Genomic DNA, 12947 nt, shown 5'->3' with positions numbered 1-12947 from the left:
GAATTCACGAAACCGACCGTGCGGTCTCATCCCGACTGCTCATCCCAACTGTCGATACCGGCCCCGGAAATACATCAGCGGTCCGCCTTCCGCGCTCGGCAGTGCCGCGCTGAGGACGCGGCCGATGACGAGGGTGTGGTCGCCGGCCGGCACCCGCTGTTCGGTGCGGCACTCCAGGGTCGCGAGGGCGCCGCCGACGAGCAGGGCGCCGCTGGCCTCGCCGCGGACGTAGGGGATGTCTTCGAAGAGCAGGCGGTCGCTGATGCGGCCCTTCATCGCGAAGCGGCCGGCGATGTGCCGCTGGCTCTCGGTGAGCACGGAGACCGCCCACCGCGGCTGTTCGTCGAGCAGGTCGTCCATCCGGGAGCCTTCGCGGAGGCTGACCAGCACCAACGGCGGGTCGAGCGACACCGACATGAACGCGGTGGCGGTCATGCCGACGTCCTCGCCGGTCGGCGCCAGCGGGTCGTCCGGGTCCAGCGGCGGCTCCTGTGCGGTCACCAGGACCACCCCGGCGGCCAGCCGGGCCATGGCGGCCTTGAACGCTTCGTTGCTCACCCCCACAGCATGCCTGGTGGCTTCTGCGGCGGTGGGGGAGGGAGTCTTCAGCACGCCGGAAACGCTAGTCTCGGACCCGGCGCCGCCGCATCGGCCATCGGCCCGAGCCCGGTCCTAGGACCAAGGGCGGGGCATGGCCGGGGCGAAGGGTCGTAACGTGCATCATGTGCGCATGCCCGTAAAGGCTGCGTTCAGTAAACGCACAGGGAAAACGCAGAAACTCCACGCAATTGTTCACGTTCTCCTGTGACTTGAGTCACAAGGGGCGGTAATTGTTGACCCTGTGTACCGAGTGGGCAGCGCGCTGTGATTCAGTGACTGGGGAAAGTAGCGCCGAAGCAGACCCTTGATTCGCTGCGAGGTCTCGGGGGGAGGGCGAGCATGGAGACCGAGTCGGAACCTTACGTCCGTCTTGCGTCCCTGCGACAGCTGCACCAGGTCATGGCCGACATGAACACGGCCCGTAGCCTGGCGGACACACTGCAGACCGTCGCGGACGGTGTGATCAGCGCTCTGGGCTACGAGATGGCCTGCGTCAACCTCGTACGTCCCGACGGTGATCTCGTGGTCGCCGCCTTCTCCGGCAACTCCGCCGCCGAGGCCCTGATCACGGGCCGGGTCGGCTCCCGTGACTCCTGGGAGCGGCGGCTGGCCATGGGCGAGAAGTGGGGCGACCTCGTCTTCATACCGCACACCGAGGGCTGGATCCTCGACGACGACGACGTCCCGCAGTGGTACACCGACGGCCCCGCCCCCCGGTTCGAGGACGAGTGGCACCCCTCCGACCGGCTCTTCGCCCCGATGTACACGCCCGGCATATCGGGCAGCTCCTGCGGCGAACTGCTCGGCGTGATCTCCGTCGACCGCCCGCGCAACGGCCGCCACCCCGGTGCCTGGGGCCGCGAGGCCCTGCAGATGTACGCCTTCCAGGCCGCGATCGCGATCAGCAACGCGCGTCTGCGTGCCAACATGCAGCGGGCACTGGTCAGGCTGGAGCGCGACCAGCAGGCGCTGCGGGCCAGCGAGGAGAGCTTCCGGCAGGCCTTCGAGTACGCCCCCTCCGGCATGGCGATAGCCGAGATGGGCGGCGACCAGCACGGCCGGATACTGCGCAGCAACGACGCCCTGTGCCGCCTCCTGGGCCGTCCCGCCGCCGCGATGCGCCGCTACTCCTTCTCCGACCTGGTCCACCCCGAGGACATCGGCACCCTGCTCCGCACCTCCGCGGAAGGCGGCCGCGCCGAACTCCGCCTCGGCCGCCGCGACGGCACCTACGTCTGGGTCTCGCTCCGGAACTCCGTGGTCGCGGACGCCACCGACGGCCCCCGCTTCCTCCTCACCCACGTCGAGGACATAGAGGAACGCAAGCGCCGCGAGCTCCAGCTCGCCCACCGCGCCTCCCACGACTCCCTCACCGGCCTGCCGAACTCCGCCGAGCTGCGCTCCCGGCTCTCCTCCCGGCTCTGCCGGCGCGCCGACTCCGGCGTCGGCCTGGAGTCCCTGGACGCGGCCTACGGCCACCCCGCCCACGACGCCAACGGCCACGGCTTCGACTTCGCCGGCACGTCGCCTTCGGTGTCGTACGACGGCGGGTACGACCACCACGTGCACACCGTCGCCCCCGAGGAGGGCCGCGACGACGGCGCCAAGGGGCTCGCGGTGCTCTTCTGCGACCTCGACGGCTTCAAGTCGATCAACGACCGTTTCGGTCACAACGCGGGCGACGCGGTCCTCATCGAGGTCGCCAGGAGGCTCGGCAGGGCGGTCCGCGACGGCGACACGGTGGCCCGCCTCGGCGGCGACGAGTTCGTGATCCTCGCCGACGGCCTCGGCAAGGCCGACGCCCAGGACCTGGCCGTACGCCTGCGCAACGAGATCATCCAGCCGATCCGCGCGGAGGGCCGGGCCGTCCGGGTGGGCGCCAGCTTCGGCATCGGGTGGGCGCACTGCGGCATGACGGCGGACGAAGTCCTGAAATCCGCCGACGAGCGGATGTACGTAGAGAAACGATCTCGTCCCAAAGCGCATCGCCGTGCCGGATGATCCGCAGGTCATCGTGCTGATGCGGTGTGAGTCACCCGTTTGGCTCAGTCAGACCGGGTAGGCTCGACTCTCAATACCTGTACCGCATCCGCCCGCACCTGTTGAGGAGTACCTAGGGATGACGCCCGGCAACAACGGCGCGAGCACGCCCGAGGACGACGACCCGTTCGGCTACCTGTACGCCGATGGTCAGGCCAGAGGGGCCCAGCCGCCGTCCGGCTCCGGTGGCTACGGCTACCCGCATCAGGTCAGCAGGGTGCGCTCGGTCGGCGAGCGGACGTACGGCGGCCAGCAGCAGGCACCGCAGTCGCCGTACGGCGGCCAGACCATCCCCCAGCAGCAGCCCGGCGGCGGCTACGGCCAGCAGCCGAACGCGGCCTACCAGGCCCCGGAGACCTTCCCGGGCGGCCCGCCGCCCACCCGCCAGGCCCCGTCGAACCCCGGCCGCGGCCGGGGCCCGAACACCAAGGGCCTCCTCATCGGCGCCGTCGCGGTCGTCGCCGCCGTCGTCATCGGCATCAGCCTCGCGATGATGAACGGCAACTCCGACGACAAGGCCGGCAGCGGAGCCTCCAGCTCCCCGACCCAGTCGGCGAGCGCGTCACCTTCGCCGTCGAGCACGAGCTCGGCATCGGCCACGGGCGACATCCCGCCGATCGACGCGAAGGCACTCCGTCTCGACGGCGGCGCGACCCTGGCCTCGGACGTCAAGGGCGCGAAGGCCGAGGGCGGCATCTACGTCACGAACCTCAACCAGACGGGCGCCGGCGTCACCTGGACGGTCAACGGCATCCCGTCGGACGGCCTGTACACCGTCTTCGCGCACTACAGCGCCGTACAGGACGGCAGTATGACGCTGTCGATCAACGGCAAGGCGTTCGGCAGCAAGTTCAGCCTGGACAACTACACACACCAGAGCGACCCGACCAAGGCCTGGACGACCAGCTACGCCTGGCCGACGCTCACCAAGGGCACCAACACGATCTCCCTGTCCTGCCAGAGCGGCGACAGCTGCGACGTCCTGTTGGACCAGTTGTGGGTGCAGCAGGGCAAGCACACGAACAAGGGTTAAGGGGCCGTCGTCCCGCCCGTCACCGTGACCTGCCCCAGCAGTTTCTCGTAGGCCGCTCGGTCGAACTCGCCTGCCGCCGGGGCCCGTACCGTTGCCGCGGAGAGGGCCGCCGCGCGGGTCAGCCGGTCCGGCCAGGGGAGTTGTTCGATCAGGCCGGAGAGCAGGCCGGCGACCGCGGAGTCGCCGGCTCCGGTCGGGTTGCCGTGTTCGCGGGCGGGTGGGACGGCACGCCAGCGGCCGTCGGGGGTGAGGGCCAGCAGGCCCTGTGCGCCCAGGGAGGCGACCACCGTGCGGGCGCCGCGCCGGCGGGCGTCCTGGGTGGCGCGGGCCGGGTCGTGGGACCCGGTGAGTTCCGCCAGTTCGTCGGTGTTCGGCTTGACCAGGTCGGGGCGGGCCGCGACCCCGCGTCGCAGGGGCTCTCCGCTGGTGTCCAGCAACACCGGGACACCCGCTGAGCGGGCGGCCTTCGTCAGTCCGGCGTACGCCCCCACCGGCACCCCCGGCGGCAGGCTGCCGCACAGCGCCACCGCCGAGGCGGCGGGCAGCAGTTCCTCGTAGTGGTCGAGGAAGGCACCCCACTCGGCCGGGGCTATCTGGGGGCCCGGCTCGTTCAACTGGGTCGTGTCGCCCGTGAGTTCGTCCACCACCGCGATCGTGCGCCGAGTCGCCCCGGCGACCGGCAGCAGCGCGTCCACCACTCCCGGCGTTTCCGCGAGGTGCTCCCGTACCGCCCGTCCGGTGGCCCCGCCCACGAACCCGGTCACCGTCGTCTCGTGCCCCAGCGCGGCCAGCACCCGGGCCACGTTCACGCCCTTGCCGCCCGGCCGTTCGGCCACGTCCGAGACGCGGTGCGAGGTGTGCGGGCGCAGGGCGCCGACCCGGTAGGTGATGTCCAGAGCGGTGTTCAGCGTGACCGTGAGGATCACCGGGCGACCTCCCTCGCGTGTGCCCGTGCCGTCGTGCGGGGGCCTCGATCATGCCAAAGAGACGGCGACCTGGCCTAGATCGCCGTCTCTCAAGCCATGGTCATGATCAGGGAAGTTCGGGAACGACCACCCAAGCACCCTTCCGCATCACACCCTTGAGGGTGAAGTCCGCGTCCAGCACGAGCAGGTCCGCGTCCTTGCCGGGCTCCAGGGAGCCGACGCGGTCGTAACAACCCAGCAGCCGGGCCGGGTTGGCGGACAGCGCGGCGACGGCGTGCTCGACGGGCAGCCCGTCGACCGTCACCGCCCGCCGCAGCGCGCGGTCCAGCGTCAGCGTGGAGCCGGCGATGGCACCGCTGTCCGCGAGCCGGGCGACTCCGTCGGTGACCTCCACCTCCAGTGGGCCCAGCAGATAGCGGCCGTCGCCGAAGCCGGCCGCGTCCATGGCGTCCGTGATGAAGGCGACCCGGTCCGGACCCGCGTGGTGGAAGGCCAGTTGCAGGGCGGCGGGGTGGAGATGGGTGCCGTCGTTGATGAGCTCGACCGTGATCCGCTCGTCCTCCAGGAGGGCGGCGATCGGGCCGGGGGCGCGGTGGCCGAGCGGCGGCATCGCGTTGAAGAGGTGGGTGGCGACCGTGGCGCCCGCCTCGATGGCCTCCACCGTCTGCTCGTACGTCGCGTCCGTGTGGCCGACGGCGGCGATCACGCCGTGCTCCGCGAGCAGCCGCACCGACTCGATGCCGCCGGGGAGTTCGGTGGCGAGGGTGACCATCCGGGCCTGCCCGCGCGCCGCGTCGACCAGTTTGCGGACCTCCGCCGGGTCCGGGTCCCGCAGCAGCGCCTCGGAGTGGGCGCCCTTGCGGCACGGGGAGATGAACGGGCCCTCGAAGTGGATGCCGGCGATCTCGCCCTGCTCGGCGAGCTCGGAGAGGAGACCGGCCTGGCGGGCGAGGGCGTCCATGTCGTCGGTGACGGTGGACGCGACGAGGGTGGTGGTGCCGTGCGCGCGGTGCGTGCGGACGCCGGTGAGGATCTCTTCCGCCGTGCCCGAGCTGAAGGAGGCTCCGCCGCCGCCGTGGTTGTGGATGTCCACGAAGCCCGGGAGGAGCCAGTGGCCGGTGAGGTCGACGAGGGGGGCGTTCTCCGGGGCGGCGGCGGCGAGTTTCGTGCCGTCGACGACCAGGCGTCCCTTGTCGACCACTCCGGTTGGGAGAACTACGCGGGCACCGTCGAGGACCAGGCCGTTCGATCCCGGCTGCGGGAGCGTTGTGGCTGGTCGCGCCCACGCGGCGGTAGCCGCAGATTCAGCACGGTCCCGCGCCCCTGATGGGGCGCTGTAGTCACGCTCGTTTGCAGCCATCAGGGGGTTACCTCCGCAGTCGTCGTGGTCAACAGGTCCTGGGCGAGGAGGCCCGCGCCCCGGCAGCCCGCCGTGTCTCCCAACTCGGCAGGAACGATCGTCGGCAGTTTCTGGAACGTCACCCGGCGTTCCACCGCCTCCCGCAGCGGCTCGAACAGGACGCTCCCGGCCTCCGCCAGGCCGCCGCCGATGATGAGGACCCGGGGGTCGAGCAGGGTGAGGGCCGTGACCAGGCCGTCGGCCAGGGCGGCCACCGCCTCCCCCCACACCCGGACGGCGTTCGGGTCGCCGGACGCCACGGCCTTGGCGCAGTCGGCCGCGTCGGCGGCCGGGTCGCCGCAGGCCCGCGCCCAGGCCTCGCTCACGGCGGCCGCCGACGCGTACCGCTCCAGGCAGCCGTGCTGCCCGCACGGGCAGGGGGCGCCCCGCGGCCGTACGACGACATGGCCGATCTCGCCCGCGAAGCCGTGCGCGCCCGGCTCCACCCGGCCGTCCAGGCCGAAGCCGCCCGCGATCCCGGTGCCGAGCGCCACGAAGAAGAAGCGGTCCGCGCCCCGGCCCGCGCCCAGCCGGCCCTCGGCCAGGCCGCCGGTGCGCACGTCGTGGCCGAGGGCGACCGGGATGCCGAGGCGGTCGGTGAGGAGGGCGCGCAGCGGGACGTCGCGCCAGCCGAGGTTGGCCGCGTAGACCGCGACGCCGGCGGGCTCGTCCACGATTCCCGGCACGGCGAGACCGGCCGCGGACGCCGGCTCGCCGAGGTGCTGCTCGCCGTATGCCCGCAGGTCGGCGGCGAAGTCGAGGATGGCGGTGACGACGGCGTCGGGGCCGCGCTCCCGGCCGGTCGCGCGGCGGTCCTGGTGGAGCAGCTCGCCGTCCGGGCCGACCAGCGCGGCCTTCATTCCGGTGCCGCCCACGTCCAGGGCGATGACATGTCTCACGGGGACAGTGTGGCCCGCCGACCCGCAAGAGGTCTAGTCCACTTGCGTGGTGTAGACCTTATAGGTCAGACAATTGAACGACGAGACAGTGGGACAGGGGCAGTTCACGTGCGGCGGCGTAGGGCAGGAATGATCGCGGTGGTGTCCGCAACGGGCATGACGGCGGTCCTCGGTGGGTGCGGGACGACGGGATCCTCGGACGTCACCCTCAGACTGGTCGCCGCCGACTACGGAGACTCCGCCGCCAACGGCTCCCAGAAGTACTGGGACAAGCTGGCCAAGGCGTACGAGGCCCGGCACCCGGGCGTGAAGATCGACGTCACCGTCTACTCGTGGAACGACGTCGACCGCAAGGTCAAGGACATGGTCGGCGCCGGCCACGCCCCCGACCTGGCGCAGATCGGCTCGTACGCCGACTACGCGGCCGCCGGCAAGCTGTACGAGGCCGGTGACCTGCTCTCCATCCCGGTCCAGGCCGACTTCCCCGCCCAGCTCGCCGAGGCGGGCCAGTGGAAGCACGCGCAGTACGGCATCCCCTTCGCCGCGTCCACACGCGTCCTCTTCTACAACAAGACCCTCTTCGCCCAGGCCGGCATCACCACCCCGCCCACCACCTGGGACGAGCTCGCGGCCGACGCGAAGGCGCTCAAGGCGGACGGCGTGAAGTACCCGTACGCGCTGCCGCTCGGTCCCGAGGAGGCGCAGGCGGAGACCATGCAGTGGCTGCTCAGCGGCGGCGGCAGCGGCTACACCGACGACACCGGCACGTACACGATCGACTCCGCGCAGAACATCGACACCTTCACCTGGCTCAAGGACGAGTTGGTCGGCAAGGGCCTGACCGGCCCGGTGGCCCCCGGCAATCTGAACCGCGCGACCGCGTTCGCCGCCTTCGCAGACGGCCAGGTGGGCATGCTCAACGGCCACCCCACGCTCATCAGGCAGGCCGAGAAGAAGGGCGTGAAGTTCGGCACGGTTCCGATGCCGGCCCGGGCCGGTCAGAGCAACAGCACCGCGTCCTTGGGCGTCGCCGACTGGATGGCGGCCTTCCGGCAGAACGGCCACGCCGAGCAGGTGGGCGAGTTCCTCGACTACGTCTACAGCGAGAAGAACGTCCTCGCGTTCTCCCGCGAGTACGGCCTGCTGCCCGTCACGACGTCCGCGTCCCGGGCGATGGCCGACTCCCCACGGGCCCAGGACAAGCAGCTGCGCCCCTTCCTGGAACAGCTCCCGACCTCCGAGCTCTACCCGGCGGGCAAGACCTCCTGGGCCGCGGTCAGCGCCGGTGTCAAGGAGCAGATCGGTACGGCGGTGAGCCCGGCCGGCAACCCGGCCGGCGTCCTCGGCCGGCTCCAGGTCGAGGCCGCGACCGCCGAGAGCCGTGCGGCCGGGACCGGCTGAGCGCTACGGTTCTCGCCATGGACCGGCACGAACTGGGCATGCGGGAGCAGGCCGTCCTCGCTCTCGAACGCCGGGGCTTCGCGAGCCCCGGCGCGAAGGAACGCGCGATCCGCGAGGAACTGGGCCTGGCCCCGGTGCGCTACTACCAGCTCCTGAACGCCCTGCTGGACGACGAGCGGGCACTGGCCCATGATCCGGTGACGGTGAACCGGCTGCGGCGGGTGCGGGAGGCGCGCCGCTCGGAGCGCTGAGCCGGGGTTTCCGCCCCCGCCGCCCCTCCCCGTCCCGCACGACTCGCCGCCACCGACCGTGTCTACTGAGCTTTCTCCATGCTCTGCGGGTGCTCGATACGGGTGAGCACCTTGTCGGCGATTCGGTGCAGTGTCCCCAGTTCGTCTTCGGTCAGAGCATCGACGAACAGCTCCCGCACCCGGCCGACGTGTCCGGGGGCCGCCTCCACCAGATACGCGAAACCGGCCTCGGTCAGAATCGCCTGCGTGTACCGCCCGTTGTGCGGGTCGGGCTCGCGGCGTACCAGGGCGCGCTTCTCCAGGCGGCCGATCATGTGGGAGAGCCGGGACAGCTCCGTGTTGGCCATGACCGCGAGGTCGCTCATCCGCATACGGCGCGCGGGCTGGTCGGACAGGTGGGCCAGTACGTGGTACTCGATGAAGCTGAGATTCGAGTCCTGCTGGAGCTGCGACTCCAGAGCGGCCGGCAGCTTCTGGATGAGCCTTACGATGCCGCGCCATGCCGCCAGCTCCTCACGGCTGAGCCAGCGCGGCTCGTGGTTGTTCGACCCTCCGGAGACAGACATGTCCGCAGTGTATCGGCCACCGTGAGCATTGACTTGAATGTTCAAGTCAGTCGGGTTAGGGTTTGACTTGAAAATTCAAGTCACGCTGCACCGGAAGGCGCCATGGACAAGTTGAAGATCGGGATCATCCTCGGCAGCACCCGTCCCGGCCGTAACGGCCAGGCCGTGGCGGACTGGGTGCTGGCCAGGGCGAAGGAGCGCGCCGACGCCGACTACGAGCTGATCGACCTGTTCGACCACCCGCTGCCCCACCTCGATGAGGCCGTCCCCGCGAGCAGGGGCGCCTACGCCGGCGAACACACGAAAGCCTGGGCCGCGAAGATCAAGGAGTTCGACGGCTACATCTTCGTCACCCCGGAGTACAACCACTCCACCTCGGGCGTTCTGAAGAACGCCATCGACTACCTCTACGCCGAGTGGAACAACAAGGCCGCCGCCTTCGTCTCCTACGGCTCACTCGGCGGCGCGCGGGCGATCGAACACCTGCGGGCGATCTCCAGTGAGCTGCAACTGGCTCACGTGCGACAGCAGCTGTCGTTCTCGCTGCTCACCGACTTCGAGGGTTTCACGGTGTTCAAGCCCTCGGCCGCACACGAGAACGCCGCGACGGTCCTGTTCACCCAGCTGGAATCCTGGGCCGGCGCGCTCAGGTCCGTCCGCGGCTGAGCCGGGCCGTCATGAGGCTCTACGGACTCGAGGAGCACTTCCTCACCACCGACGTGATCGCAGCATGGCGCCGCCGCGACCCGCAGCTGGCCGAACCGATGATGAAGTGGGCCGTCCAGAGCGACATCACCTCGGCCCTGCTGGACACGGGCGCCGGACGCCTCACGGCCATGGACGACGCCGGGATCGACACGGCGGTGCTCTCCCTCACGACGCCGGGTCTGCAGAACCTCGACGCGGCGGAGGCGATCGCCCTCCAGGGGGCCACCAACGACGCGATCGCCGCCGCCGTACGCCACCACCCCGGGCGATTCCAGGGGTTCGCGGCGCTCGCCACCGCCGCGCCGCCGGCCGCGGCCGGCGAACTGAGGCGCGCCGTCACCGAACTCGGCTTCAACGGGGCGCTGGTGAACGCGAGCTCCCGTGGCCGGGCACTTGACGCCCCGGAGTTCTGGGACATCTACGAAGCCGCCGAAGACCTGCGCGCACCGATCTACCTGCACCCGAGCGTCCCCGTTCCGGACGTCACCGCGGCCTACTACCGGGGTTTCAGCGAACCGGTGAACAGCATGCTGGCGACCGGGGCGTTCGGCTGGCACTACGACGCCGGACTCACCGTGCTCCGGATGATCATTGCCGGTGTCTTCGACCGCTTCCCCGCCCTGCAAGTGATCCTGGGGCACTGGGGCGAGGTGGTGCTGTTCTACCTCGACCGCATAGCGGCCATGGACCAGCTCCTTGACCTGCAGCGCCCGATCGCGGAGTACTTCCGCTCCAACATCTTCGTCACCCCGGGCGGCGTCTCCAGCCACACATACCTGCGGTGGACCCTGGAGACCGTGGGGGCAGAGCGAATCATGTACGCCTCCGACTACCCGTTCAACCAGGAACGCGCCGGTTCCGCACGGCGCTTCCTGGACGACGCCCCGATCGACAGGGCCACTCGCGAGCGCATCACCTTCCGGAACTGGGAAGAGCTCGTCGCCGGCATCCGGCGTTGACCTGCTGCCCGAGAAGAACGTCTCACACGACACCGCACCTTCCGGCCACCGAAACGGAGCACCCCTGCGTGAGCTCCTCCCCGAGTCGTCTGCACGTTGTCTTCACCGACCTGCGCCGCGCCGTCGACGACGTCATCCTCAGGCACCAGGTCACCCTGGACGAACTGCTTGCCGCCATTGACTGGCTGCAACGCGTCACCGATGCCGGAGAACTGCCGTCCGCCGGCATCCTGTTCTACAAGACCGTCCTCAAGGCGACCGCCGGCGCCACCTATGCCCACGCGGAGAAGGACGGCGCAAGCCACTGGGAGATGGAGGGTCCCGCCCACCGCCCGGACGCCCCGGTCCTGCACAGCCCCGCCGTCCTGCCCATGCGTCCCGACGAACCCGGCGAACCCCTCATCGTCTCCGGAACCGTGCGCACCACCAACGGCACTCCGAAACCCGGAGCCGCCCTGGAAATCTGGCAGATCGACGCCAACAACGTCTATTCCGGCATGGACAGCGGCGACTTCGAACCGCTGAACATCCCCAACGACTCCACCGGCGTCCCCGTGAACAACCTCCGCGCCCGGGTGATCGCCGACGCGGACGGACGCTACGAGTTCCGCACGGTGATGCCCGGCACCGAGACCTTCGGCCTGGCCACGGACAGCCCGCTCGCCACGCTGATCCAGGCGTTGCGGTTCGAGGGTCTGCGTCCGCTGCACATACACGCGATCGTCTCTGCCGACGGGTGCCTGCCGCTGACCACTCAGATCTACTTCGACGGCGATCCACTGATCGAGAGCACCGTCGAGGGCGCGGTGCCCGCCGGGGCGGTCAAGGCAACCACGCTTCACCATGACCACCGCGCCCACGGCCTCAAGCAGCCGTACCGCACCCTCACCTACGACTTCGTCCTGCGCCCCGCCCCCGAAGGGGACACGGCCCCCGCACGGTGAGGAACTGCCGGGGCCGCCGCCCTGATCGACACGAGGACGGCGGAATTCGCCTCCCCTTGACCTGATGAGGCCTGCCATGGAAACCACCGCACCCCCCGAGGCCGCCTACGACCGCTTCATGAGCGAGCAGGCACCCGCCAGCCACGACCAACGCCGCTGGACACCGGCCTGCGGCCCTGTGCCGACCACCTGACCGGCTGGTCGCGCCCACGCGGTGCAGCCGCACCTCGATACCGCCCCGCGCCCCCGACGGGGCGCTGCCCCGGCACCTCCACGGGATAGTGTCGGAACCATGGGAACCCACATCACGGAACCCCTCCCGACGCCGCGCACCCCCGCCGGTCGTGACGGGCTCGCCGCGCTTGTCTCGCGGCCCGGGGCCGCGCTCGTCGGCCTCGACTTCGACGGCACCCTCGCTCCGATCGTCGCCGACCCCGAGCAGGCCCGGGCGCACCCGGACGCCGTACCGGTCCTGGCCGCGCTCGCCCCGAAGGTGGCCGCCGTCGCCGTCATCACCGGCCGCCCGGCCGAGGTCGCCGTCCGCTACGGCGGCTTCGCCGGCGTACCCGGCCTGGAGCACCTCGTCGTCCTGGGCCACTACGGTGCCGAACGCTGGGACGCGGCGACCGGCGAGATCACCGCACCCCCGCCGCACCCCGGCATCGCCGCCGTCCGCGCCGAACTCCCCGCCCTCCTCGACCGCGTCGGCGCCTCGCACGGCACCTGGATCGAGGAGAAGGGCCGGGCGATCGCGGTCCACACCCGCCGCGCCGCCGACCCTGAGGCCACCTTCGAATCCCTCCGCGCCCCCCTCACCGACCTCGCCACCCAGCACGCGCTGATCGTCGAACCGGGCCGCCTGGTCCTGGAACTCCGCCCCCCGGGCATGGACAAGGGGGCGGCGCTGCGCGACTTCGCGCGGCAGATCGGTGCGGGCTCGGTGCTCTACGCGGGCGATGACCTGGGCGACATCCCGGCCTACGCCGCCGTGGAGAAACTCCGCACGGAAGGCGTCCCCGGCCTGCTGGTGTGCAGCGGCAGCACAGAGGTGACAGAGCTGGCAGACCGCGCCGACGTGGTGACGGACGGCCCGGAGGGAGTCGTAAGACTCCTGAGAAGCCTGGCCGCCCTGAGCACCCCATGATCCGCAGCGCCCCGTAACCCGAGCGCCCCGAAGGGGCGCGGGGAACTGCGCGACCAGCCCCCACCGGCCCGCAGTTC

Annotated in this window: 13 protein-coding genes; 8 read left to right on the top strand and 5 right to left on the bottom strand. The window is 70.9% G+C overall.

All coding sequences use genetic code 11. The annotated features are described in order from the left end of the window. Nucleotides 1-39 precede the first annotated feature (39 nt). Complete coding sequence (locus LQ326_RS31870; RefSeq protein WP_308402059.1) at nt 40-558, bottom strand: flavin reductase family protein; 519 nt, start codon at nt 556-558, stop codon at nt 40-42. A gap of 381 nt (nt 559-939) precedes the next feature. On the opposite strand from LQ326_RS31870, the gene cdgB reads away from it, so the two are divergent. Then, nucleotides 940-2601: a diguanylate cyclase CdgB gene (cdgB, locus tag LQ326_RS31865; protein WP_234542520.1), complete on the top strand. Its 1662-nt coding sequence runs from the start codon at nt 940-942 to the stop codon at nt 2599-2601. A 118-nt stretch (nt 2602-2719) separates the two neighbouring features. Continuing rightward, a complete protein-coding gene (locus LQ326_RS31860) occupies nt 2720-3673 on the top strand; it encodes a carbohydrate-binding protein (RefSeq protein ID WP_234542519.1) in 954 nt (317 codons plus the stop codon). On the opposite strand, the gene LQ326_RS31855 is transcribed toward LQ326_RS31860, so the two are convergent. From LQ326_RS31855 to LQ326_RS31845, 3 genes are all read right to left on the bottom strand, one after another. Then, complete coding sequence (locus tag LQ326_RS31855; protein WP_234542518.1) at nt 3670-4599, bottom strand: 1-phosphofructokinase family hexose kinase; 930 nt, start codon at nt 4597-4599, stop codon at nt 3670-3672. The two genes, LQ326_RS31860 and LQ326_RS31855, sit on opposite strands and share 4 nt — an antisense overlap. Nucleotides 4600-4705: 106 nt before the next feature. After that, nucleotides 4706-5959 carry an N-acetylglucosamine-6-phosphate deacetylase gene (nagA, locus tag LQ326_RS31850; protein WP_372497008.1) on the bottom strand — a complete coding sequence of 418 codons (1254 nt, stop codon included), beginning with the start codon at nt 5957-5959 and terminating at the stop codon, nt 4706-4708. Next, nucleotides 5959-6897, bottom strand: coding sequence for an ROK family protein (locus tag LQ326_RS31845; RefSeq protein WP_234542517.1), 939 nt, complete (start codon nt 6895-6897; stop codon nt 5959-5961). Before LQ326_RS31845 ends, nagA begins: the two co-directional genes overlap by 1 nt. 129 nt (nt 6898-7026) lie before the next feature. Between LQ326_RS31845 and LQ326_RS31840 the strand changes: the two genes are divergently transcribed. Together LQ326_RS31840 and LQ326_RS31835 are read left to right on the top strand one after the other, a co-directional pair. Then, nucleotides 7027-8298 carry an extracellular solute-binding protein gene (locus LQ326_RS31840; RefSeq protein ID WP_234542516.1) on the top strand — a complete coding sequence of 424 codons (1272 nt, stop codon included), beginning with the start codon at nt 7027-7029 and terminating at the stop codon, nt 8296-8298. Nucleotides 8299-8315: 17 nt separating this feature from the next. After that, entirely contained in the window at nt 8316-8549 is a 234-nt protein-coding gene (locus LQ326_RS31835; protein ID WP_234542515.1) for a DUF3263 domain-containing protein, read from the top strand. A 62-nt stretch (nt 8550-8611) separates the two neighbouring features. Here the strand turns inward: LQ326_RS31835 and LQ326_RS31830 are convergent, their stop codons facing one another. Continuing rightward, a complete protein-coding gene (locus LQ326_RS31830; protein ID WP_234542514.1) occupies nt 8612-9115 on the bottom strand; it encodes a MarR family winged helix-turn-helix transcriptional regulator in 504 nt (167 codons plus the stop codon). 102 nt (nt 9116-9217) lie between these two features. Here LQ326_RS31830 and LQ326_RS31825 point away from each other — a divergent pair, with 102 nt between their 5' ends. From LQ326_RS31825 to otsB, 4 genes are all read left to right on the top strand, one after another. Then, complete coding sequence (locus LQ326_RS31825) at nt 9218-9781, top strand: NADPH-dependent FMN reductase (RefSeq protein ID WP_234542513.1); 564 nt, start codon at nt 9218-9220, stop codon at nt 9779-9781. 11 nt (nt 9782-9792) lie between these two features. Continuing rightward, complete coding sequence (locus tag LQ326_RS31820; RefSeq protein ID WP_234542512.1) at nt 9793-10782, top strand: amidohydrolase family protein; 990 nt, start codon at nt 9793-9795, stop codon at nt 10780-10782. 68 nt (nt 10783-10850) lie between these two features. Next, nucleotides 10851-11726 (top strand): dioxygenase family protein, encoded by an 876-nt coding sequence (locus tag LQ326_RS31815; RefSeq protein WP_234542511.1) that lies wholly within the window; start codon nt 10851-10853, stop codon nt 11724-11726. Between the two features lie 292 nt (nt 11727-12018). After that, nucleotides 12019-12870: a trehalose-phosphatase gene (otsB, locus tag LQ326_RS31810; protein WP_234542510.1), complete on the top strand. Its 852-nt coding sequence runs from the start codon at nt 12019-12021 to the stop codon at nt 12868-12870. Nucleotides 12871-12947 lie beyond the last annotated feature (77 nt).

This window comes from Streptomyces shenzhenensis (genome assembly GCF_021462265.1).
In the GTDB taxonomy this organism is placed as follows: domain Bacteria; phylum Actinomycetota; class Actinomycetes; order Streptomycetales; family Streptomycetaceae; genus Streptomyces; species Streptomyces shenzhenensis.
This window is presented reverse-complemented; position numbering and strand designations above follow the sequence as displayed.